This window comes from Nostoc sp. ChiVER01, assembly GCF_034531155.1.
Classification (GTDB): Bacteria; Cyanobacteriota; Cyanobacteriia; order Cyanobacteriales; family Nostocaceae; genus Nostoc.
Map to the genome: position 1 here is coordinate 1 of NZ_JAVRBS010000044.1, position 24456 is coordinate 24456.

Consider the following 24456-nt stretch of genomic DNA (forward strand, 5'->3'; position numbering starts at 1 on the left):
AATAAACGACTGCCCGAATTCAATAAACGACTGCCCGAATTCAATAAACGACTGCACAAATGCAAAATTCGCCCACCCTGCGGGAAGTGAGCTACATCCCCCGACCCCTTTTCCCAAGTTTGGGAGAGGGATTTAGGGTGAAAGCTCATTGATTCATGCAAGAAGTCTAAATATAGGAACTTAGCAAATTTGCTTTTATCAAACACAAAAGCGATCGCTTTGCCAACGCCTACCGTAGGATGCCCAAAGGGCTGTAGGGCGATCGCAAGATTTGAACTGATACAAAGCATAGACGCAAAACAGCTTATCGTTAGACATTACACAAAAACTTACACCAATTCCTCATGCCTAAATCTATGTAAAAACACTTAAAAGACTATTGACAGGTATAAAAATATACTATATCTTTAAATAAGAAAGGCGATCGCGGACTCTTGGCCGAGGGCGATCGCCTTTCATTTAACCCCTACAATTGGAGTCAAGTATGATCATTGCACAATCAAAAAAGTTTGCCAAATCACAACAAAAGCAGTATTTACCTACCCAAGGTAACAATGCACCCCTTTTGAATCTATCTGACCAAAAGCAATCGCCAAAAAGAGAACCGATTAAACATTTATTGATTGGTTCACCAAAAGCCGTTACCAGCACAATTCACTTGTTGCAAGTTCTCGGCTATGCCAGCGTTGGTGACTGGAGTGCGCTACTACCAACAGGTAATCCAGATGAAGTCATGAGTATTTTAAGCCGTCAGATTTTGATGCAATAACTCAGTCAAACACTATTTAGTTCCCTCCCCTTTATAAGGGCAGGGTTAGGGTGGGGTAAAAACTAAAAATTGAAAAAGAATGCAGAATTCTGAATTCAGAATTCTGCATTCTCGACGCTTTTGCTGTGAACCTTTAGAAGGTGAAAGTTGTTCTCAACGTACCGATAATCGCATCATCATTACCGCTATTTTGACCAGGCGAGGTCAACCAGATGACACCAGGGGTGATTGAGATGTTATCTGACACGCGATACTTGTAAAAGCCTTCAAAGTGATAGGGTATATCATTACCAGCAAAACCTGGTCGGTTAAAGGAATAGGGTTCTGCGCCAGCAAAAATACCTAAAACGTTACCCGGCTTACCGAAGTCAGGTAAGGCTAACCCAAGACCGTAACTCCAAGCTTCATAATCATCATTTGCACCGAAGCCTCTGACATCATGGTAAGAAACGAAGCCACTAATTGAAAGTTTGTCGCTGGGTCTGAAGGCTGCTTCTATACCATAAGAATTACTGGAAGATGCGTTGACGAGGGTGTTAGCTTGATCAGTACCTACGACGCGGCTAGTGCTAGTCAAACCACCACCGGCATCAAATAAACCACCAGTTCCAGCACCATTATACCCGTGAACGTAGGTAGCAGCGATCGCCAAGCGATCGCCAATACTAAAGTTCAACTGTCCAAGAGCTGCATAGTTACCCTCTAACAAACCTTGATTTGCGCCAGGATTATTAGCATTTGACGCTAAGTAGCCTATAGTCAATGAACTTGGTTTGAAAATACTGCCACCGCTACTAAAGGGTAAAGTCAGTGCTGCACCTGCACCACCACCAATGCGATAGATGGGACTTTCAGAGGCAAAGGTAGATAAAGCCCCATTACCACCATCGTAGTCCTCAAAGTAAGGGTTATTAGTGGCAACATAATCGCTATGAATACCTCCGGTGGCCGCTACGTAAACTTGGGCTGGGCCGATGGGTACATAATACGCCAGCCAGTCTATATTGACATTGTTATTGGTGCTTCCACCGTTGAGTTGAAATGTTTGTGTACCTTCAGAAGTATTGAGAACCCCATTAGCGTTATCTCTTAGTGAAAACGCTTGTGCATTACCGGCTGCAAGACGGGTGTGTAAAATGTCTTTACCCGTGAAGCTGGTTTGCAAGTCTAAACGTACCCTATCTTGGAAGACAGTATTGTTTGCATCGCCAGTATTACCGCCAAACACATCAGTAGCGACAAAAATAGCTTCACCCACCAATTTTGTGGTAGTAGAAAACTGATTTGCTTCCAGTTCAGCAGTCCGTGCTTCTATAGCATCTACTCGGCCACGCAGAGTTGCTAGTTCTGCCGAGAATTCCTCTTGCAAACGTTGGAGGGTTGCTAAATCTTGTTTTGTCACCAAATCAGCCGTTGCTGTCGCAATCAGTTCATTAACCCGATCTAAACAAGCATTCAAACCTGCGGCAAATTCATAACGGGTTAGTGCCCGGTTGCCACGGTAAGTGCTGTTGGGGTATCCAGCAATACAACCGTAACGTTCAACCAGGGATTGTAAAGCTTGGAATGCCCAGTCAGTCGGCTGTACATCAGAAAACTGAGAAACTGATGTGACTTGAGACAGTGAATTCTGCTTTTTGCCTTCACTGCTGTAGCGGTTAACTTCTTCTAAAACGTTGTTTTCATCAGTCTTTTGGGCAACCAACTGCCGATTAACTTTTGGTTGCTCTGTTTGGATGAATATTGAAGAACTAGAAGCTATTGGTGCTTCTGTCTGAGCAACTTTTGCCTTTATATCTTCAGAAGAGGCTGGTACTTTAGTAGCCATAGCCTTCGCGGAAACCAACACCGTCACTCCCAAAACTACTGGGCTTAGTACCAGAGTTTTCCACAATAAATGAGACATTTTTTATTTTCCTTTCCCAAAAAAGGCCCAAAATGACTGGCTTCAAGAAAAAGAGAACAAGCAGTTATTCTACTTGTTGGAAATCTTATCAGATTCCAGTAATTTTAAGACATACCTGATAAAATTGTTACGATTAAAAAATCTTAACTCATCCCATAGATTGAAGCAGTGGGGAAATCTAGTCAGCCTCAACTCTGGGAGACGTTGGATTTCGACTCTGCCCAACATAAATTCGCGTTCGGAGAAATCATGCATTCACGCATTCAAAAATTTACCAAGCCCATAAATAAATTGACATTGCTGAATTGAAGTATGAATCCGGATGTAGAGACGTAGCAGTGCTACGTCTCTACAAGGATTTTGGTATTATGCCAAATCATTTTCATACATGAAATCAGCAACGTCAATAAATTTAGTTGCTCTGTACCTTTTTATTTCTAGTCAAGAAGTCATTAATACGTTTTTCACGGTTTTCGTTCTTTTAGGTACTAATGACTGAGTTTATGCTTAAATTTGGCTCAAATTCGTGCCATTTCTTGATTTTAGCTTCTTGTTTTTGACTCTGATTTGTGGTAAATCTTTCTTATCTTTGTAAAAGTAACAGATTTCAACTAGAGTTGGCCATATTTCTAGAGAACCGTGAAATTGGCTAATCACATCATCGATAATTCTGGAAACATTTTGCTGAAAAAAGTCGGGTTCAAACCCATAAAATACTCTTGATAAGTTCTCAGCAAACAATTGGAGTGACACCTTACGTTCTTCATTCTGGGTAGACATTGAGGCTTTGACTACCTGCCTATGGATAGCAGAGATTTTTTCTAGGATTTCTTCAGAGTCTTGTAGTGTGACTTCCCCAGAGTAATCAAACTTGATTCCCAAGTCATCAAGATGATAAACACTGCTCTTAATCTTCTTTTTCAACAGACTACATATTTCCTCATTAAAGAGTTCACTAGCCAGAGGATTACGCATGTAGTTATTTCTAATATGGTTTTGGACAGCATCAACATGTGCAGCCACAATCCCCTCTTGCTGTATCCAAATTCTGTAGATATAATCTTCAAATCTCAGTCGAGTTGGAAAAAAGGGTGGTAAACCTAGTTGATTATCATATCCAGCAACTCCACAATCCATTCTCCAGTTTTTGTTAGTAATAACAGGTCGAAAGTTAGTAAGAATATAAAAATCATTCAGGTCATTTGGACTTATTTGATTTTCATCATTGAGATACATGTGAATAAAATCAAGTGTATCGATATCATTAGTTCCGGTACGAAAAGTCTGGGCAATCTTGACGATTGCATTATTTAATACTCTCCCTTGTTGTAATAAAAGGCTGTTTTCCCGAAAGTAACCCTTGGTTGTATTAGTTTCTAAATCCATTGCTGTATCAAGAACCAATTCTCCAGCCTCGAAGTTTTCTGGTACATGGCTGGCTTTTTGACCTAGAACATCACTAAAAGCCGTGAGTAAGTCAAAAGATTTATGGACAAAGCCACCTTGTTGGTTAGATTTAATTAATTTTCCTCGACATATTTCATCACCTGATAAAGACTCTGGACTAGTTTCTATTAATGCATCTGGTCGCATATCGTCATCTGCACTAACCATTAAATGTCCAAGGGTATACATTAGTGTGAAATTGCGGTTTCCGCCATAACTAGGTCTAAATAAGTTTTTTACTAGTGATTCTAGCTTGCGATCGCGCAGTCTTTCGTTTAAAAATGTAATAAATTGCTCTTTCTGTTGTGGGCCGACATAATATACATCATTGACTGTCTTAGTCTGCTCTAAAAGTGGGTAATACTTCTCGTGGTTGGCAATGCTAGAATCATCAAATACGATAATTTTTAAAGCATGACCATTTACCCAGAAATTCTCATCATACTTTTCGATGGTCTGTGCTACATCTCTCAATCGATGAGTCGGAATAACAAATATCGTCTCTTTCTGTTTCATAAAATCTGTTTAGGTCTTTCAAATGAAGTTTAAAAAGTTCAACTCTAAATCAATGCATCTATTTTGTTACAGTTTCATCATTAAAACAAATTACACGAATAGTTACTTCAATGTATAAAAATCGGGAATCTGGATGTAGAGACGTAGCAGTGCTACGTCTTTACAAGGATTTTGTGATTATGCAAAATCGTTTTCATACATGAAATCAGCAACACCTAAAAATCTATTTAGGCTTGTAGTCAGAGCAATTGAGTGCTTCTTGAGTTAGAGCAGCAGAAGGTTGTACTGCACACTTTAGATAATGGTTGTTGTTAAAAAATTGGCAATTTTTACAGGGATGTTGGTCTAGATGTTTTATGCTTACTATTTCGTCTTTATCTTGTGCCGCCTTTTGTAACGCTTTGGAGACGTATGAAACGAAAAAAACAAAAGTTCCCCAAACAATCATGAAAGAAATGTGAGCCAAAAAGACTGCTAAAAAAGGAATATCCCCGTCGTGTGGTTTTATATCATTATCTGTTGTATTCGGCAGTTTAGCTTCAATGAGACTGGATTGATTAACACTTTTTTGGACGGATACATAAATTCGTAAAAGCTCCGAAGTATCCATATTGAAAACCTTTATTGAGTCAAACTCAGATTCAGCAAATGTCATCTAAATTAAACATTTTTAAATGCTAGGATTTTGGATTGAAATACCAAATAAACTTGGTTTTCAAAAAGTTATTTTTTTCATACACAAGATTTTTTAACTCTAATGTTATTGTGCAAGAAATTAAACAAAAAATATATATATGAAAAATATATTTTTCATATATACAAATTGTTTAGGTAAAAAAAACATGTAGTTATCTACTCGCTAAATTCCCATATATTTAGAGATATATCTTTGATATATATAAAGGTTGCCAATAAGTAAGTCGGCACAATAAAACCAAACTGTGTGAAGAAAAGTAAACAAGGCTCAAACCCTTTTTCTCCCAGCTAAGAGACCTCTGCCCCCTGCCTTATCCCAACGAGAATTATTTACGCTGACCTAATTACTGCGTAGGTTTTGAATATTTGTATGTTAGGTTGAGCATAAGAGGATGTTTGAAAAGTCTTCCAGCGTGTGTTTCACTACCCTGGCTACCGATAAACGGCAAAATCTGTGCAGTATTTTAACGGTTACTACTAACCTGAGATGCATTAAAATCCTTAATTGACAAGCTTATCAGCCTCATACATGTATTTCATTTGACAAACAAATGCTATATATTCCACCCAACTGATAAGAAAGTTTGTATAGCTTTGCTTAATTATAATAATCATTTTCATAACAAAACGTTATTAAAAATAATTCGGAAGACGCATATTCAACCCGCAGCCTTAAGGTACATTTAATCTATTGTTAACCTTTAACTTGATGTAGCTATTGGCTAATTGGGTAAATGACTAAAAATAGCATTAATTGTGAAAAATTAAATATTTCCGCTAAAATATCTCCTAATTTAATCTCTACACTACAAAGCAACGAAGCGAATCAGAGTCCAAGTAAAGCGATCGCACAGCCTTCAGGTGCCTTGCAAATAGTTCATGTAACTACCGGGCGCGTGCGACTGCGTACTACTGACAGTAGTCTTAACTCGATATTAGATAACATAGCTCAAGATTTACGCTCCATAGAAGGAGTGAAGGAAGTTGCCGTAAACGAACAAACGGGTAGTTTGGTAGTTAATTTTGATGAAGATAAGCTCTCATTACCGCAAATTTTGGCGCTAAAATCCGATCTTGATATCCAACTGCCGCAGGCTTCGTCTGATTCATCTAGCAAGACCGATCCCTTTGCAGCTTGGAAATCGCCTTTATTTTGGAAGGAGCAAGGTATTTCCTTAATTCCAATGATGACAGGCTTGGCGGTAACAGGAGGATTGGGAATTCATGGCTGGGTATCGATTCCAGTTTATATGATTGCGGCGGATGCAACCCGTGGTGTAATTGGTTATCTTGGCTCTCAAGTTTCGACATCAGAAAAAAACGAAGGTAATCACACCAGTTCTGCGATAAAAAGCGATATATCCAAATCTACTATCCAACAAGAAAATAGCAAGGTGGTAGCACCTGCAAAGATTGACTACAGCATAGTTCATCAAATTCCCGGACGTATTCGGTTGAATGTGCCAAAAATCGCCCAAGATCGAGCTTATGGGCGGCGGCTTGAGAGAATAGTGAAAACCGATGCTCAAGTTACCAGCGTGCGTGTGAATTTTGGTGCAGCATCGATCGCGATCGCTTATCAGTCTCGTGAGATTCCATTATCTTATTGGGTGAGCCTGATGGAATTAGCGTTGGAGATAAACCCACCAACAGTAGGGATAACAACGGCGAAACAACCCCTAGAAGAAGTTAGTCAGACTCCTGAAATTACAGACGTAACAACGACAAATCAGACTAATCCTGTTACTCAGACAACTGAAGTTACAGACGCAACAACGCTAAATCATCCTAATCAGGTTACTCAGACTCCTGAAGTTATCAACTCAACAACAAACCAAACAACTCCAGAGTTATCTAGTCCGTGGACTAACCTAAAATCGCCTGCGATGTCTTTTTCATTAGGTATTATGGCGAACTTACCCTTGGGAACTTAATACACAGTTTCAAATTGCAGAATACTGGAGGGCAATTATGACTGGTTTAAATTTAAAGACGGTAGTAAATTTAGACAAGAAACAAGAGCAAACAGTCACAGACGAGACTAATTGCCCAGTAACGCCGCCTTCAAATGATCCCGCCACAGCAATAAGTTAGCTAACTAATCTAGCAAATTACAAATAACCAAATAGATAGCTAATCAATCTCACAGGATTGATGGCTTATTTGCTCTCTTTGCCTAAGTTAAGAGCCTGATTTTCATCGAAGTGTAACAATTATTGGATTAAAGAAAAGTAATGGCAAAAGTAGCACTGGAACTACCATCACCCCCAAAATCTCAATTCACTGTTTTGGAAAGGAATGGAAAAGTTTCTTTAATTGACACTAATGGACACTCTCAAGGAGAGTTACCTAAAGTTACCTACAGCGTTGTTCATACAACTCCGGGAAGAGTACGATTTCGTTTACCTCGCTTACGCTGTGATGCAGATTATGCCAAGCGTCTGGAAGTATTGTTAACAGCAGATGCGCTGGTGAAGAATGTCCGTGTCAAGCCTGCGGCAATGTCAGTTGCAGTTACTTATAAATCTGATAAAGTTTCTGATGCGAAGATGCGATCGCACCTTCACGATTTGATTCAGGCTGCAAGTGAAGTAGTAGTTCTGAAAAACTCTAAATCATCGGAAACTGAAAAAGAGCCATCTTGGCCAGGTTTACAACTCTCCGCCGTTGCCACTACTTTAGCAGTACTAGGAGGGCCGTTAGGATTATCGATCCCGCCTTTGATAGTGGTGCTTCCCATCGCCATTGCTACACTACCCGTTATCCAACGAGCCTGGGAAGGTATTAGGGTAGAGCGAAAATTGAATATTGACTTTTTGGATCTGATGGCGATCGCTATTACTACCTTCCAAGGGCAATTTCTCACACCATCGCTGATGCTGGGTTTAATTGAAGTCGGCGAAAATATCCGCGATCGCACGGCTCGTTCTTCTGCTCAACAAACTTTAGATTTGCTTAGTTCTCTAGGACAATTTGTCTGGGTGGAACGCAATGGCGACAAGCAACAAATCCCCATTCAAGATGTGCAGCGTGGCGATACAGTAATTGTTTACCCTGGCGAACAAGTGCCGATTGATGGTAGCATTTTGCGAGGTAAAGCCCTGCTAGATGAGCAGAAATTAACTGGCGAGTCGATGCCGGTGCTGAAGAAAAAAGGACAACCAGTTTTCGCCTCAACGCTAGTACGGGAAGGACGAATTTATATTCTCACAGAACGGGTAGGCAACGATACCCGCGCCGGACAGAGCATTAAGTTAATGCAAGAAGCACCTGTCCACGATACGCGGATGGAGAATTATGCTACGAAATTTGCTCAAAAAGCTGTAGTGCCAACTTTGCTACTTGGTGGGGCAGTATTTGCCGCAACCCGTAACCCTTCACGGGCAGCCAGCGTTTTAACTCTAGACTTTGCTACAGGTATTCGAGTCTCCGTCCCCACAACAGTTTTAGCAGCATTAACTTATGCTGCCCGACGGGGAATTCTCATCCGTAGCGGACGAGCGTTAGAACAATTAGCAGAAGTTGATACCATAGTTTTTGATAAAACGGGCACGCTGACTAAGGGAGAAGTCGATGTTGTCAGTGTGGAAAGTCTCAATCCAGCAACCTCAAGATTGCGGGTGTTGGAATTGGCCGCCGCCGCCGAACAACGTTTAACTCATCCAGTTGCAGAAGCAATTGTTCGCTATGCCCAAGCAGAGCAAGTGGAAATTTTGCCGCGTAGCAAGTGGGATTATCAACTAGGTTTGGGCGTACAAGCTCTGATTGATGGAGAGACAGTTTTTGTTGGGAGCGATCGCTTTTTGCGTACCAGTGGCATTGACATGGAAGCATTAAATGGCCATCAAAAATCTCCAAATTCAGCAATTTATGTAGCCAGCAACGGTCAACTTCAAGGTATTATTAAATATAGTGACCTTCTCCGTCCCGAAAGCCGGGAAGTGATCACGGCACTTTCGACAGTCGAAGGTGTAGAAATTCACATGCTAACCGGCGATAATCAGCGAACTGCTACAGCCGTTGCTGCTCAACTAGGTATTTTGCCAACGCATACTCACGCAGAAGCTTTCCCAGAACAAAAGGCAACAGTTGTCCGCCAACTGCACGAACAAGGTAAAACGGTTGCATTTGTAGGTGATGGGATCAACGATTCGCCAGCTTTAGCCTACGCCGATGTTTCCGTTTCCTTTGCCAACGGTTCTGAGATAGCCCGCGAGACAGCAGACTTAGTGTTGATGCAGAATGACTTGCATGGTTTATTAGAAGCGATCGCGATCGCTCGTCAAGCCAAGCAATTGATTCGGCAAAACACCGGACTAGTTGCTGTTCCTAACTTAGCAGCATTAGCGATCGCCGTTCTCTTTGGTCTTAATCCCTTAGCTGCAACAGTAGTCAACAATGGCTCAACCGTAGTTGCCGGAGTCAACGGTTTGCGTCCAATTCTTAAAAATCGTCAACATAAAGCTCTACCATCGGCAAGATGATGCAACTATGCCGCCAAGAGCATCTTAAAAAGTTTTCCGAGGTTTCTTAATTAATAGGAGAAAATTGAACATGGCACCTAAAATTAGTGATTTTGTTGAAGATGCAGGCGCTCCCGGTATTATAGCCGGAATTGGTGCAGTCCTCTTAGCACCCGTTCTGCTGCCCATTGTTGCTGGAGTTGGTAAACCCTTAGTCAAATCCGTCATCAAAGGTGGAATTGGTCTTTATGAAAGAAGCAAAGGAACCATTGCAGAAATAGGCGAAACTTGGGAAGACATGGTAGCCGAAGCCAGAGCAGAACTTGCTGAAGAAAAAGAAACCCCCGTATTTGAAGCGTCTGCCACCAATGGCGATAATGTCACCGATAATGGTGTGTAATTTCATCCGCCCATTAGCAAGTTAAAATCTTTGCCATAGGCAACTTCCAATTACCAAAATAAAAGAACCCCATCCCCAACTCCTCCCCGCAGGCGGGGCTACGGTGTACACACAAGTCGAATTACCCCCCTTAATCCCCCCTTAGAAAGGGGGGAAAAAGAAATCTATCTAGTTCCCTCCCCTTTATAAGGGGAGGGTTAGGGTGGGGTAATTCGAGGACTGGTAGTGATTCGATAACTTATGTGTACACCGTAGGCAGGCGGGGAGGGGTTCTCCGGGTTTAATAAGTAATCAAGCGGACATATTATTCCTCTGTATTCTCTACGTCCTCTGCGGCTCGTTTTCCATTAATTTTCCACTCATTCCTGTAGATAATAAACCCACAACAAAAAATCCACTATCACACAAGTAAAAAAGGTGGTTGCATGTTGACAAATGGTTATAACACCCACAATAAAATGCCGGAAATTCTAGACAAACCCACTTTCAAAACATCACCAAAACCGATATCCACAAAAGTTATAAGTTCAACCCCCGGAAGATTGCGGTTAAGAGTGGCTCATTCCCATCGTCAACCAGAAAAAATGCAAAGTATCGCCAATGCTTTGTCAGCAAATTCTCACATTACTCAAGTTAAGACAAATTTCCATCATGGCAGTATTGTGATCAATCACGATGGTAAAGATGGCAGTCTAAAAAACGTACTAGCAACACTTAAAGATTTAGGAATAATTTTTGTTGATGTTTCCGAGGGTAACACCGAAGCAGCAGCAGGAGTATCATCCGCGATTGTTGACTTAAACCAGCGCGTCAAACAGGCAACACATGGTGCTTTTGATCTGCGGATTCTTTTTCCTTTGGGATTAGCTAGTCTTTCAGTACGGCAATTATTTAAGAGAGGGTTACAGCTAGAAATAATTCCTTGGTATGTTTTAGCATGGTATGCTTTTGATAGCTTTATTAAATTGCACGGAGCTAGCAAAGAAGAATCAACAAACGAATAACTAAAAAGCATAATTAATCTGCCAAATCTTGATGGTATTATCAGAACTACCACTAGCAAGAAATTGACCATTTTGGCTAATAGCAATAGAGTTTACTGCCCCTAAGTGTTCTGTAATAGTTTGCAATAATTCTCCCGTCCGCAAATGCCAAACTTTGATGGTTTTGTCTGCACTACCGCTAAAGAGGATTTCTCCATCAGGACTAACAGCTAAGGATCTTACCTCTTCTAAATGTCCAGTTAAGGTGTGTAGAACTTTACCTGTAGATAAATGCCAAATTTTAATAGTTTTGTCTGTGCTACCGCTAAAGAGAATTTCTCCATCAGGACTAATGATTACTGATTTCACCCCACCTGAATGTCCGTTGAGGGTGCGTAATGGATCGCCAGTGCGGGGATTCCACAGCCTAATCTTGTTATCAGAACTACCACTAGCAAGTATTGTACCATCAGGGCTGATAGCAGCAGCATTAACTGCGGATGAATGCCAAAGGGTGCAAATACGATTGCCTTTATGCAAATTCCAAATTTTGATTTTATTACTGCCACTAGCAAGAATTTGTCCATCAGGACTGATAGCGATGCAGTTAACCGGTTTTTGATGTCCTAACAGAGTGTGGATTAGTTTGCCAGAATTGAGGTTGTATACTTGCACATTACTTTTGGGATGTTGGCAACTACCAACAGCGAGATAATGTTCATCAGGACTAATCGCAACAGAGGAAATTTCGCCTAAATCTTCTGTGAGGGTGCGAATAAGTTTACCGCTTTTAAAATTCCATACTTTGATGGTTTTATCTGCACATCCGCTAACTAAACTCTCAGAATCAGGACTAATGATAACAGATGTCACTTTTTCTGAATGTCCAGTTAGGGTATGGCTGAGAACGATATGTTGTAGTGTAACTTGTTGTTTGAGGTTGGCAACGCAATTTAAAATTTCCTCAACATCAGCAAGACTCTGAGTATCACCCACCGCGACAAAATATTCTCTTAGCTTTTTCACATATTCTTCATCTTTGATGCTGACGGCTGATTGCATTGCCTGAAGCGGGTTTGTAGAATCCTGTAGTGATATTTGGCGTAGTTGTAACCATGTATTCACAGAATAATCAAGGTGTTCGTTTGCCCAAAAGCGTAGTTTACCGCCGTAGGCATCGCTTAAATGAGATAAACTCTGAGCTAATTGCAAAGCCAATTCTGGAACCCAGTAACAGCGCTCATTTTCCAGAGCTTGGTAAACTTGCTTGTAACCGGAGGCGATAACTTCTATTGATTGAAAATCAAAAGTATCTGACAGCAAACTCGGCAGCAACTCTGGTAGTAGCGGAGGTATACCATGATTAACCAGGTGGTAAATATCTGCTACCCAACTTGCAACCAAACAATGATAATTAATCAAAACCTGGCAAAGGTTTTCAAAGTCTTGACGGTTGACTTGATATTGTAAAGATAAATTACTAATATCAATTCCTGTTTCATTCCATTTTTCTACCTTTTCTAAAATTGCCAAATTAACAACATTATCTTTTCCAATGTGCTTAATCTCTTCTATATCTTCTCCCAATGCCAGGAGTTCATTTCTAATTCTTTTCCATTCTAACGCCCGTCTTTTAGCAGACTCTTCCAAAATTTCTCGATAAGGCAAACGAGTAATTGTTTTATAATAATAATTACCTTGTCCCAAACCCCAGTAGGCAATCCGAAAATTTAAATAATCGCCATCATTTTCTGACTCTAAAATCAAAATAGGCTCTGTTTTCAACATTCCAAACAGAGCCTTAATACTTGATTCACTGTGAAAACGTTTACTGTCCCAAGCTCCTGCCAATAATTCTGTTGGTCTAACTTGACTGTTTAGAGAGTAATGCTTGTTGAGAAAATCTCGTAATCCTTCAGCCAACATTAACTCAATCTGGAAAATTGTTTCATCTCTATTATTGTTAAATTGGTCAAAATGCACTTGAGGAGGAGCGATAAAAATTTTTAGTGGAGTGCGCCCATAATTGATGTGATCTAAAATCTGTGAAGGATATAATCTTAAAGGCCAGCTATCAATAATTTTATTGACTTCTGGTAACTTGAGTGCAGTTTCTCGCTCTTGGGCGGCTATTCTTAATTGCGTTTGGTGATTATCAGCTACTAATTGCTGTTGGAAAATTCTTTCTTGTTCAAAGTCTTCAGCATCACTGCTTTTTTTATTGGAAGGATTTAGAACTTTGAGTATTTCGGGAATTACTTCAATCGATTCATATTTACTCAGAGCTAAATCTTTATTTCTCTTTTGTACTAGCTCTGTAATAACAGGTGCAAACTCTATTACCAGTTGAATTAGTAAGCTTAACCCTTGCTGCATAAACAAATACCTAAAAATTAAATAAAATAAATAAGCAAGGCTTGCATGAAATCAGGGCAATACTGCCATTGGGTAAATTCATACATACTCTTGATTTTACTACTTGAGAATATGTAACTCAACTGTAACCTATGAAAATGCTTACATGTCAATAAGTCTATGTAGGGAAATACTTGCAAATAAAAAAGATAGTTATATAAGAAGGAAGGAGGAAGAGCATTTATCAGCAAGGCAGAGAGCAAGAGGGAGTAGGGCTTTAAGTACAAAGCCAAATCTCGGATTTAGCGGCTTTAACTAAGTACGATGCTGAATACCTAAATATATTGGTAAGTGCCTTTTTCCTTTTGCCTTCTTTAACGTTTATCATCTTGATTATTCCATTATTATTAATGACCCACAGTGTTAAAGAAACTTAATCAACCTGATAGCAGCGACAACTAGATTCCCTACTGAGATAGATTTTTAAACTTAAAAAAATATGTATGACTAAAGTAAAGTCAATGTAACTCAATAAAACGCTCTCTTAGAACATCAATAGATAAGTTTATAAACCTGCTTGCATCTTTTGTGTTTTGAAATTAAAAAATAGTACTATGACTTCTATGAAACGGTCTAATTCTGACAAAAACACTAACCTTAATCTGCATTTACCACCAAAAAAGGCAGCTATAAACGTAGCTAATAAAACAGTGCCATCCAAAAAGATATTTTATAGCATTGTTCATACTATTCCTGGGCGAATTCGTTTTCGTATTCCTCTGCTAGCTAGAGATACTGAGTATGCTAATCAACTCAAGTTAGCGATAGAATCCGATCCTAGAGTTACAAATGTCCGTATTAATCCGAAAGCTGCATCTATCGTCATTAATTATAAAGTAGGTGTAATTTCAGATAACCAAATACGCGAACATCTAGTCAACCTGATTCAAACTGCTCAAGATGTAGTTGTACCAAAAGAGGTAATGGCAAAATCAATCATAGAGGCTATCTTGGATGCTCTAATCAACCTAATTGATAGTACACGCAAGATAAACCAAGCACGTAATGTTATTGTATATCGAAGGGTTAGAATAGACATTTTGGAACGGATACTTTCTACCTCAAGAAGCATAATCAAGAGGCTAAAATCTGCCACCATGTTTATCTTACCTAACAAGCGATGGCGATTGCGCGGCAATAGTGAGATTAACTCTCAGCCTTTGAAACTGAAATCTGCCAGCGAACCTGAACTTGTGTAATTACTAATACAGTAGCTATTAAAATGATTCCTGGCTAATAGTAAGTAGCTCTAAAATAACTGGGATTTAGATAACTAATCAAAATCTCTCTTCCCTAGTACTCTGTCAAGCCACTTTTACAAGTAGATAAATTTTTCAATTAATCTTCTTTCTTTCTTCGTGTACTTAGCGTCTTTGTGGTTCGTTCTTTTAGCCCTTCAAACTTCGCTTGACAGACTACTAGCCTTCAGTCAAAGCATTCTATTATCAATAACAAATGGGTAATCCTCACTTTCATAAACTTCCTAATCAAAACTGTTGGGTTCAAGCAATACATACTGCTGTTAAAGGAAGAGTTAGATATAAAGTAAATGGACTTTATCATTCAGAAGCTCTTAAAAAATATCTTGAATCAAGATTATTGCAAGAGGAAATAATCTCACAAGCTAGTGCTAATAGTTACACAGGAAATGTTCTTGTCATCTTTCATCCAGATAAGAGTTTAAACGCGATCGCTCTCCTTATTCAAGACATTCTCTTAGATTATCGGCAAAAAAGCAGTAAATCACTTGCTTCTGCCGCAGTTACTAAAAAAAATACTGCTTTTGTTAGGGATAATAACCGAAACATATCTGATTCAGCCATACTGCCTCAAATATCTATGCAGCGACAATTAAACCAAACAGGTAGTCAACTGATTCCTGTATTGGGGGCTGTTGGCGCTCTTGTATGCGCCACCGGACTGTTGTATGCATATAATCTTGACGAAGCCATTTTGCTCTTGATCCAGAAGTTGCATACACCACTGCGCGATCGCATCATGCTTAGTATCACTTTTATGGGCGATCCAGTAGTAATGCTGGTATCTTCTTTGGGGCTGGCGATTAGTCCGTTATTTTATAATCGTCGCCGAGAAGCAATTATCTTGGGCATCGCTGGAGTTGGTGCAACCTTGCTAAATTGTTTGATGAAACTATTATTTGGTAGAGCGCGTCCTGCGCTGTGGAAGCATATTATTAAAGTGGGTCAACACAGTTTTCCTAGTGGCCATGCAATGGTTTCAATAGTGATTTACGGTTTTATCAGCTATATTCTGGCAAAGCAGTTTCCTGAATGGCGCTTTTGGATTTATGGTTTGACTATTATTTTAATTGCTGCGATCGGTTTTAGTCGGCTTTATCTTGGTGTACATTGGCTAACTGATGTGACAGCTGGCTACGGGGCAGGTTTAGTGTGGTTGATTGCCTGTATTATTAGCTTGGAATTGCAGCAAAAATATCGCTCATCACTGTCAGCAGCCTAATCTGTAGGTTCTTCTTTGGCGATAGTGGCGGATAAGGCCGATTTTCAAAACTAAACTGATAGATCGCTACCAATTCCCAATTTATTTTTACTATCCTCCAACTGTTTCCAGAGTGCTTCTATTTGACTAAAAGCTATTTTTGGAGGTAGTTTTCCAGCAGTTTCTAAACTGGTGATGTAGCTAATTTTTTGAGCAAATTCTTGGAGATTGGCATTAAATACTAAGTTGTTTGGCTGAAATTTCCCGTGGTAGCGATCGCGGGGATAAAGAAAGCTATTTTTATCTTCATCATTGGACTGTACCATTAATTTACTCCTGATAAAAAACCTGATTGACTATTAGGTGATTGATTGCAGCGACCTGAGATAATTCCATTTGGTAATACTGTTTCACAGAGGGTAACAGAATTACGATACTGGATATCGTTATTTTTTAAAGCTTTAATGAGATTTGCATGACTAAGATTGGCATTTCTTAAATCGGTTCCTTCTAGGTTAGATGCTTCTAAATTTGCCTTTTGTAAATCAGCATCAGTTAGCAATGTATTTTTGAGATTGGCTCCTGTTAAATCGGCTCTTTGTAGATTTGCGTCCCGAATATCTGCCCACTCTAAATTTGCATACCGGAGATTAGCATTTTTGAGGTTAGCTCCCTGGAGATTTGCCGAGCGCAAGTCAATTTTTTGTAAGTTTGCCCCTGAGAAATTCATTCCCGATAAATTACACCCAAAACATTTTTTTGTTTCTTGAAGCTGTTGAATCACATGCTGGCGAAGCAAATTATTACCTTGGCTAAACAATGAGGTAGTAAGGAAAAATGGTATCGGAATCAGCAGTCTTAAAAAGGCATTCATAAGTTTATTTGATACAATTTGCTATTTTACTATGGAGATTTGGAATATTTCAGCAACAGTCTTATGAATAGTGAGAAACTCACCTATTTAGGGCTGTAATCAGAGCAATTGAGTGCTTGTTTGGTTAGAGCAGTGGTAGGATGTACTGCACACTTGAGAAAATAGTTATTGTTAAAAAATTGGCAGTTTTCACAGGTATGTTGCTGTAAATATTTGATAGTTACTATTTCGTCTTTATCTTGTGCCGAATTTTCTGGGGGATCTTCTATTGCTTTGCAGACAGATGAAACTGTAAAAACCACAAGTCCCCAAACAATCATAAAGCAAATGTGAGCAAAAAAAACTGCTACAAACGGTATGTCTCCTCCCTGTGGTTTTGTGTCATGTCTAATAATATATTGAATTGAAACTTGTTGTTGCATCTGAGTCATCTTCATCTGAATTAACAGATTGGCTGTCTATTGGTCGAGCTTCTAATAAGCAACTATTGAGGGAATAGTAAACAGAATGAATTTTCTTGAGAGTGACCTTGAGAGCCGGAACCATCATGTGATGGGTTGCTATTGCTAAAATGTAGTCTCCAGCAAAAATACTAGGATTATCTGTTGCTGAAATGACTTGACTTTCTCTTAAAATTCCTAAAAAAAAGCATTGATCTGGTAATTTAATTTCAGTTAAATAAATACCACAAAAAATGCTATTAGCCTCGATTAAAACACCAAATAAACTTGGTTTTAAAACTTTTTTGCTTTTTAACACACAACATTTTTTAACTCTGATCATATTGTCTAATACTTTAAAGACAAAATAAAATTTTTTTAGATATATTTTTTAGATATATACAATGTGCCAAGCAAATAAAACATGTGTTTATTAATTAGTTATATAGGTATATATTTAAATATATAGATTTGATATACCCCTATTTAATCATTCGTGAAAATCTCTTTTTATTCTCTCTGCGTTCTCTACGCCTCTGCGGTTGGTCTTTGAAGACGCGATAAATCGCTACATGAGGGTTTTGTTGCTCATTCTGAATTGTATTGAGATAGGATTGCTATATAACCCCAATACGGTTCAGTTAAGGCTAAAACTGCTTATTGAAGTGAATTTTTTTAACGAACCGCCAAGAACGCCAAGGACGCAAAGAGAAGAAAGAAATTCTTAACTGAACCGTATTGATATAGCCCTACTTAATTATTCGTAAAAACAAAGTTCCCAACTTATCTAATAAGTCGGGAATCTAAGCCTTTTGATTTTCAGAAATCATTAATAATTAATTCTGAATCAGGTGCGTAGCAATAGTCAGGAACATCTTTTTTCGCTATTTCCTATGCCTTTATTCTTTAATTTGATCCAGAGCTAAATTCAGCTTCAATACATTAACTCCAGGTTCACCAAAGATGCCAAGAAAACGACCATCGGTATTTTGAGCAATCAAAGTTTCCAACTGGTTCGGCTGAACTCCTCGCGCCTTAGCTACTCGGGCAATTTGTGCGATCGCAGCTTCGGGAGTAATGTGAGGATCAAGGCTAGAACCAGAGGTGTAGACTAAATCGCCAGTCGGCTGCACACCTGCTGTTTTCAGACGAGTGAAGTCACCTTCAACCTTTTTGCTAGGATCTGGATCATCTTTACCTTTGATGCGTTCCATTAATGCGGGATTACTAGGAGCCAAGTTACTAGCGCCAGAAACTCCAGTTTTCAAAACTCCCCCATCATCTTTTTTGGGATCGGCTGTGCTGTAACTGGTGGAACTGGGACGACTGTTAAAATAGCGATCGCTACTAAAAGGTTGACCAATCAAAGCAGATCCTACAACTTGACCAGTGCTATTTTTCAGTAGACTACCGTTTGCTTGAAACGGAAACACAATCTGCCCAATGGCAATCATCGCAAAAGGATAAATAATCGCTCCAATAACCCAAAGTACCAGGGTAGAACGAACAGCTCTACCGGCTTCGCGTGCAAAACTCATTAGAATTTCTCCGGTACAAACATTACAAAAAATAAATAGATAGAAAGCCCTAATGTCACCATTCCTAACAGCCCCAATCCCCAAGATTGACTGCGGGAAAGTTGTTCACCAGTAGCCGCATAGACTAGAGGTGCAACCACTAGGTTGAAACACATCGCCAGGAATAAATACAGTGGCAGCTTTTGTCTACGCCATTGACACCAGATTTCAGTTATTTCTTCTAATACTTGGGATACAGGAATAGTGCGGCGAATATGAACGGGTTTCATAATAAATTAAGACAAAGGTAGGATAATATCTATCAGTTTGATGGCAATAAAGGGAGCAACGATGCCGCCAAGACCATAGATGAAGATGTTACGACGTAGCAGTTGATCTGCTGTTAAAGGTAAAAACTTCACCCCTTTGAGTGCTAGCGGAATTAATGCCGGAATAATTAAGGCATTGTAAATCAGCGCCGAGACGATCGCAGATTGGGCACTCTTTAATCCCATAATATTAAGTGCGCCGATTCCAGCAGCTGCGAAGATAGTCGGAATGATCGCAAAATACTTGGCAATATCGTTAGCAATGGAGAATGTTGTCAACGCTCCACGAGTAATTAGCAACTGTTTACCGATGGTTACTAAGTCAATTAGCTTCGTGGGATCAGAGTCTAAGTCCACCATGTTAGCAGCTTCTTTGGCAGCTTGCGTTCCAGAGTTCATCGCCACACCCACATTTGCTTGAGCCAAGGCAGGTGCATCATTAGTACCATCCCCAGTCATTGCCACCAGTTTACCCTGAGATTGTTCAGAGCGAATCACCTCAATTTTGTCTTCTGGAGTTGCTTCGGCAATGAAATCATCCACCCCAGCTTCCTCGGCAATCACCGAAGCGGTAATCCGATTGTCACCTGTAAGCATGATCGTGCGAACACCCATGCGGCGGAGTTGGTCAAATCGTTCCCGCAAACCAGGTTTGACAATATCTTTGAGGTAGATGACACCATAAATCTTGTCATCTTGGCAGACAGCTAAAGGTGTACCACCTAACCGGGAAACTCGCTCATAAGCTGCGTCTACATCATCAGGAACATAGCCGCCACGAGAACGGACAAATCCCTTAATGGCATCCACCGCCCCTTTGCGAATTTGTTTACCATCGGGTAGATTTGTGCCACTCATCCGGGTTTTCGCCGAAAATTCTACACCTTCGGCTTTGTCAAGATTGAAGTCTACCGCAGCCTGAGACTTTTCTGCTAAAACTACAATTGACTTGCCCTCTGGCGTTTCATCAAATAAGCTAGCAGCTAAGGAGACTTGCGCCACATCTTCTATTGAGTGATTATCCAGAGGAATAAACTCATCGGCCATCCGATTACCCAAGGTAATCGTGCCTGTCTTATCTAGCACCAAGGTGTTGATGTCGCCGCAAGCTTCTACGGCTCGACCAGAAGTAGCAATAACATTAAATTGAGCAACTCTATCCATTCCAGCAATACCGATCGCACTGAGCAAACCACCGATAGTTGTCGGAATTAAAGCTACCAGTAGCGAGATGAGGATAGCAACGCTAGCACCTGCCCGTAAACTGTTTCCCGCTTCAGCACCAAAGGCTGTGCTGATAAAGCTGGCAATGTAGCCGACAAATGGGGGCATTGTCGCCACCACAATCAAGAAAACTTGGGTTAACACTGCCAACAATACCGTTAAAGCAATCTCATTGGGAGTCTTGCTGCGTTCTGCCCCTTCTACCAGGGAAATCATGCGATCAATAAAGCCTTGGCCAGGATCAGCACTAATGCGAATTGTCAACTCATCAGAGAGTAGGCGTGTACCGCCTGTCACCGAACTAGCAATATCTGTACCTGGTTGCTTCAGTACAGGTGCAGATTCTCCAGTAATTGCAGACTCATCCACCGAGCCGATGCCTTTAATTACATCTCCATCGGCGGGAATCATATTGTTTGCAACTACTTTTACTAAATCGCCCCGTCGCAGTTCCGTAGAATTGACTTGTTGTATCGAACCATCAGGAAGGATTTTATTAGCGATCGTATCCGATCGCGTCGATCGCAGCGAATCAGCCTGTGCTTTACCGCGTCCTTCAGCTACAGCTTCGGCAAAGTTGGCAAAAACGAGTGTAAAAAAGAGAATGAAGGTAATCAAACCATTTAACAAGCGTTGTTGATTGATATCTGCCTGAATTGTGCCAAACAAATTTGGGTTAAGGCTAACAAGAAAGGTGACAATTGTCCCCACCCAAACAACAAACATAACTGGGTTTTTGACGGTAATTCGCGGATCAAGCTTGACAAATGACTCACGAATTGCTCTCTGGTAAAGCCCCCGCATATCTGCTTTAGGGGTGTGCTTACGCGAGTCACGAGTTCCAGATGCAATACGGGTGGAGGGAGAATCAGTAGTAATTGGCATACATTAAATTTTGGGAATGGGAACTGGGGAATGGGGCATTGGAAGATAAGGTGGATGAATCCAGTTCCGAGGTGGATAAACGGAGTTCCGAAGTGGATGAACGGAGTTCCAAGGTGGATAAACGGAGTTCCAAGGTGGATAAACGGAGTTCCAAAGTGGATAAACGGAGTTTCGAGGTGGATGAACGGAGTTTCGAGGTGGATAAACGGAGTTCCGAGGTGGATGAACAGAGTTCTGAGGTGATAAATCAGTCCCCTTGTCCCCTTGTCTCCTTGTCCCCCACTCCCCACTCCCCACTCCCTAACCAATACCTTTAGCGATAAAAAAGGCTTCCCCAATGGGCCCCAATGCAAGTACTGGGAAGAATGTAAGTGCGCCCAGGATTAAAATCACGCCTGCGGTAACGCCTGTAAATAGTCCGGTATCAGTTCGCAATGTCCCAGTCGTGTAAGGAACAGCTTGCTTACGAGACATACTATCTGCTAGAAACAGCAAACCCAGAATTGGAATATAGCGTCCAGCAATTAAACTGAAGCAAGTACTTAAGTTCCACCACAGGGCAGTTGCAGTAGTTTTTGCACCCGTAGCGATCGCTAAAGGCGAAGGTTGTGAATCTCCTAAACCTTCAAACCCAGAACCGTTATTAGCAGCAGCCGAGGCATATTCATAAATAACTTGAGCAAAGCCGTGGAAACCTGGATTACTAATTCCTGATAGTTGATCGGGAAATGCCAAGGCGATACCTGCGGGAATCATAATTGCGATCGGGTGAACCAACAGAATCAGGAAACTAGCAAGTACAACCTCGCGCTTCTCAATCTTGCGTCCCAAAAATTCTGGTGTGCGTCCTACCATCAACCCTGTAGCGAACACAGCCAGAATCAAATAAGCGAACAAATAAGCAGTTCCAGTACCCTGCCCACCCCAAATAATTTGCAGGAACATATTAGAAAGGGTAATAAAACCGCCGTTGGGCATAAAGGAGTCGTGTAAACTATTGACTGCGCCGCACATGGTACCAGTTGTACTCGTTGCAAATAGCGCAGATTCTGCCCAACCAAACCGGACTTCTTTACCCTCTAAATTCACTTGCTGACTACCCAGCAGTGAATTCACAGCCGGATTGCCGTTGTATTCACCAATGGCAGTGACGATGACAAATACTAAATAGAGAACGCCTACCATGCCGTAGACTAACCAAGCTTGCTTAGTGTTATTCGCAAACAACCCATAAGTGTAGATTAGGGAAGTAGGAATCGAAAGCATCGCCACGATTTGAATTAAGTTAGTAAGTCCGCTCGGATTTTCAAAGGGGTGTGCCGAGTTGATGGCGAAAAAGCCGCCGCCGTTTTCCCCTAATTGCTTGATAATTTCAAAATGGGCAACAGGGCCACGAGCGATAGCTTGACTAATATTCGCATCTTCCAAGGTAGGGAAGACAACTGCACCCCCCAGAGTTTCGGGAACGCCAGCAGCCATCAAGACAATCCCGCCCACAATACAAATAGGCAGCAAAATTCGGGTAATCGAGCGAATTAGGTCTACATAAAAGTTGCCTAACGATCTACCAGTCAATCCCCGAATAAAAGCAATTCCTACCGCCAAACCAGTCGCAGCAGAGGTGAACATGTGATAACCAAGCCCCCACACTTGGCTGCCATAGCTCATGTAGGTTTCACCAGAATAGTGCTGCTGGTTAGTATTAGTAATAAAAGAAATAGTAGTATGCAGTGCTGTATCCCAAGTTGGGGCATTTATCCCCGTAGGGTTGAGGGGCAACCATCCCTGATTCATGATGATAAAGAAAATCAGCAACCCCATTACTACATTGCTATACAGGATTGCCCGGCCATACTGCCAGCCCGTCATATTTTCTTTGTTTTTAACACCAATCAAGGCATAAAGCACTCGCTCAACCGGATTCAAAATTGGGTCAAGAAAAGTCCTTTCCTCTAGGTATACATGCGCCATATAGCGCCCAAAAAATGGAGTAATCGCTACTACAATTAGTAACGTCAATGCAATTTGAATCCATCCTTCTAACATTGGATTAATCGAACTCCGACATAAAGTTAGATGATTAGTAAATATCTTTTACTATGATTTAAAGCAAACAATAAAGTATTTCGCTCTCGTTGTTAGCTAACCTATAAGTATGTGCTTTCTCAATTAATCATCGAGCTTTTTATGAGAGACCACAAGGTATAAATGAATATTTAAACTAGCCTCTGCAAGGAATATATTTGTTTATATATACAATTATTCAGAGCGTTTATCTCGATATATATCTGCAAATATAGAAAGACAGCTAAATGCTAAATAAACAGCTATTTGCTCTCAAGTAAAGCATCCTGTTTGAGCGCAAATAGCCTATCTGATTTTTCACCTAATGAAAAAAGAGTTTGAGGTGACAACCTCATTAGCTCTCACGGATGGGGTAATGTAAAGCTAGTTGGCTTTACAGCGATGACTTCAGAAACGTAGCGATTAAAGTCTCTAAGAGGATGTTTGAAAATGGTATCTTGTGCTTTTAATCACATTTTTACCCCCCTTAATCCCCCCGATATATTGGGGGGAAACAAGAAAAATCTGGTTCCCTCCCCTTTATAAGGGGAGGGTTAGGGTGGAGTCGACAAGATAAGTCACTTAAATATCTTCGTTTTCGTCATCATCGTATATTCCAGCCCGACTTAAAGCATACTCTGATAGTAAGGGTGTATCTCGCCTATGGCTCTCTGCCCATTTCCGAAAAGCTGTTATCCACTCAAGAGCCGTTGCAGTTTTGTAAAATGGTTGCTCCTGTTTTGATTTGATCAACTGCTCAAGCAATGCATCAAAATGTGGCTTAACCACTTCAATAGGGAGCTTAGTTACGTTTGCTAACACTTGCACAACGCCTTCTAACTCTTCTCTGTCAGCTTCTGTTAGTAATGGTATTATTTGATTGTTATTTCCCATGCTAGTAGCTTTCCATAAATAATATTTAAATACTGAAATTACTTCTTAGTTTAATAACACGCTACTATAGCAATCCTAAATCATTCGTGAAAAGTTAGATCCCCGAGAACTTTTACGAAGTCGGGGAACTGGACACCGAGAATTTTCACAAATTAGATAGGATACAGTCAGGAGT

The 24456-nt window shown here is 40.5% G+C and carries 23 protein-coding genes; 9 read left to right on the forward strand and 14 right to left on the reverse strand.

The window, feature by feature from the left end; genetic code table 11:
* On the reverse strand, positions 1-290 hold a 290-nt coding region (locus RMY00_RS33680), incomplete at its 3' end, for a hypothetical protein (protein WP_322651710.1).
* A gap of 200 nt (positions 291-490) precedes the next feature.
* Between RMY00_RS33680 and RMY00_RS33685 the strand changes: the two genes are divergently transcribed.
* Positions 491-769 (forward strand): hypothetical protein, encoded by a 279-nt coding sequence (locus RMY00_RS33685; RefSeq protein WP_416212125.1) that lies wholly within the window; start codon positions 491-493, stop codon positions 767-769.
* A 133-nt stretch (positions 770-902) separates the two neighbouring features.
* Here RMY00_RS33685 and RMY00_RS33690 read toward each other — a convergent pair whose 3' ends face one another.
* From RMY00_RS33690 to RMY00_RS33700, 3 genes are all read right to left on the reverse strand, one after another.
* On the reverse strand, positions 903-2675 hold the full coding sequence (locus tag RMY00_RS33690) for an iron uptake porin (protein ID WP_322651712.1): 1773 nt from the start codon (positions 2673-2675) through the stop codon (positions 903-905).
* A gap of 507 nt (positions 2676-3182) precedes the next feature.
* Positions 3183-4637 carry a hypothetical protein gene (locus RMY00_RS33695; RefSeq protein WP_322651713.1) on the reverse strand — a complete coding sequence of 485 codons (1455 nt, stop codon included), beginning with the start codon at positions 4635-4637 and terminating at the stop codon, positions 3183-3185.
* Between the two features lie 223 nt (positions 4638-4860).
* On the reverse strand, positions 4861-5292 hold the full coding sequence (locus RMY00_RS33700) for a hypothetical protein (RefSeq protein WP_322651714.1): 432 nt from the start codon (positions 5290-5292) through the stop codon (positions 4861-4863).
* Positions 5293-6067: 775 nt separating this feature from the next.
* Here RMY00_RS33700 and RMY00_RS33705 point away from each other — a divergent pair.
* The 5 genes from RMY00_RS33705 to RMY00_RS33725 all read left to right on the forward strand — a co-directional run bounded on the left by RMY00_RS33705 (position 6068) and on the right by RMY00_RS33725 (position 11200).
* Positions 6068-7267 carry an HMA2 domain-containing protein gene (locus RMY00_RS33705; protein ID WP_322651715.1) on the forward strand — a complete coding sequence of 400 codons (1200 nt, stop codon included), beginning with the start codon at positions 6068-6070 and terminating at the stop codon, positions 7265-7267.
* Positions 7268-7304: 37 nt separating this feature from the next.
* Positions 7305-7427 (forward strand): hypothetical protein, encoded by a 123-nt coding sequence (locus RMY00_RS33710; RefSeq protein WP_322651716.1) that lies wholly within the window; start codon positions 7305-7307, stop codon positions 7425-7427.
* A 140-nt stretch (positions 7428-7567) separates the two neighbouring features.
* A complete protein-coding gene (locus RMY00_RS33715; RefSeq protein ID WP_322651717.1) occupies positions 7568-9817 on the forward strand; it encodes a heavy metal translocating P-type ATPase in 2250 nt (749 codons plus the stop codon).
* A gap of 70 nt (positions 9818-9887) precedes the next feature.
* Positions 9888-10196 (forward strand): DUF5132 domain-containing protein, encoded by a 309-nt coding sequence (locus tag RMY00_RS33720; protein WP_322651718.1) that lies wholly within the window; start codon positions 9888-9890, stop codon positions 10194-10196.
* Between the two features lie 425 nt (positions 10197-10621).
* Positions 10622-11200 carry an HMA2 domain-containing protein gene (locus tag RMY00_RS33725; protein WP_322653734.1) on the forward strand — a complete coding sequence of 193 codons (579 nt, stop codon included), beginning with the start codon at positions 10622-10624 and terminating at the stop codon, positions 11198-11200.
* On the opposite strand, the gene RMY00_RS33730 is transcribed toward RMY00_RS33725, so the two are convergent.
* Complete coding sequence (locus RMY00_RS33730; RefSeq protein ID WP_322651720.1) at positions 11201-13555, reverse strand: WD40 repeat domain-containing protein; 2355 nt, start codon at positions 13553-13555, stop codon at positions 11201-11203. It abuts the gene before it with no gap.
* A 593-nt stretch (positions 13556-14148) separates the two neighbouring features.
* Between RMY00_RS33730 and RMY00_RS33735 the strand changes: the two genes are divergently transcribed.
* Both RMY00_RS33735 and RMY00_RS33740 read left to right on the forward strand, forming a co-directional pair.
* On the forward strand, positions 14149-14793 hold the full coding sequence (locus RMY00_RS33735; RefSeq protein WP_322651721.1) for an HMA2 domain-containing protein: 645 nt from the start codon (positions 14149-14151) through the stop codon (positions 14791-14793).
* 256 nt (positions 14794-15049) lie between these two features.
* Positions 15050-16075: a phosphatase PAP2 family protein gene (locus tag RMY00_RS33740; protein ID WP_322651722.1), complete on the forward strand. Its 1026-nt coding sequence runs from the start codon at positions 15050-15052 to the stop codon at positions 16073-16075.
* Between the two features lie 50 nt (positions 16076-16125).
* Here RMY00_RS33740 and RMY00_RS33745 read toward each other — a convergent pair whose 3' ends face one another.
* The 7 genes from RMY00_RS33745 to kdpB all read right to left on the reverse strand — a co-directional run bounded on the left by RMY00_RS33745 (position 16126) and on the right by kdpB (position 21323).
* On the reverse strand, positions 16126-16380 hold the full coding sequence (locus tag RMY00_RS33745; RefSeq protein WP_322651723.1) for a hypothetical protein: 255 nt from the start codon (positions 16378-16380) through the stop codon (positions 16126-16128).
* A complete protein-coding gene (locus RMY00_RS33750) occupies positions 16380-16928 on the reverse strand; it encodes a pentapeptide repeat-containing protein (protein WP_322651724.1) in 549 nt (182 codons plus the stop codon). The genes RMY00_RS33745 and RMY00_RS33750 overlap by 1 nt, the downstream gene beginning before the upstream one ends.
* Positions 16929-17011: 83 nt before the next feature.
* Positions 17012-17350, reverse strand: a complete 339-nt coding sequence (locus RMY00_RS33755) for a hypothetical protein (RefSeq protein WP_322651725.1) — start codon at positions 17348-17350, stop codon at positions 17012-17014.
* A complete protein-coding gene (locus RMY00_RS33760) occupies positions 17316-17711 on the reverse strand; it encodes a TrkA C-terminal domain-containing protein (protein WP_322651726.1) in 396 nt (131 codons plus the stop codon). Before RMY00_RS33760 ends, RMY00_RS33755 begins: the two co-directional genes overlap by 35 nt.
* A 556-nt stretch (positions 17712-18267) precedes the next feature.
* Complete coding sequence (kdpC, locus tag RMY00_RS33765) at positions 18268-18906, reverse strand: K(+)-transporting ATPase subunit C (RefSeq protein WP_322651727.1); 639 nt, start codon at positions 18904-18906, stop codon at positions 18268-18270.
* Entirely contained in the window at positions 18906-19175 is a 270-nt protein-coding gene (locus RMY00_RS33770) for a potassium-transporting ATPase subunit F (RefSeq protein ID WP_322651728.1), read from the reverse strand. The genes kdpC and RMY00_RS33770 overlap by 1 nt, the downstream gene beginning before the upstream one ends.
* Before the next feature lie 6 nt (positions 19176-19181).
* Complete coding sequence (gene kdpB, locus RMY00_RS33775; protein ID WP_322651729.1) at positions 19182-21323, reverse strand: potassium-transporting ATPase subunit KdpB; 2142 nt, start codon at positions 21321-21323, stop codon at positions 19182-19184.
* Between kdpB and RMY00_RS33780 the strand changes: the two genes are divergently transcribed.
* A complete protein-coding gene (locus RMY00_RS33780) occupies positions 21317-21640 on the forward strand; it encodes a hypothetical protein (protein WP_322651730.1) in 324 nt (107 codons plus the stop codon). The two genes, kdpB and RMY00_RS33780, sit on opposite strands and share 7 nt — an antisense overlap.
* Here the strand turns inward: RMY00_RS33780 and kdpA are convergent.
* Positions 21624-23369 (reverse strand): potassium-transporting ATPase subunit KdpA, encoded by a 1746-nt coding sequence (kdpA, locus tag RMY00_RS33785; protein ID WP_322651731.1) that lies wholly within the window; start codon positions 23367-23369, stop codon positions 21624-21626. The genes RMY00_RS33780 and kdpA overlap by 17 nt on opposite strands.
* Positions 23370-23969: 600 nt before the next feature.
* The gene (locus RMY00_RS33790) at positions 23970-24281 is read right to left on the reverse strand and encodes a hypothetical protein (RefSeq protein ID WP_322651732.1); all 312 of its coding nucleotides are present in this window, start codon (positions 24279-24281) and stop codon (positions 23970-23972) included.
* Positions 24282-24456 lie beyond the last annotated feature (175 nt).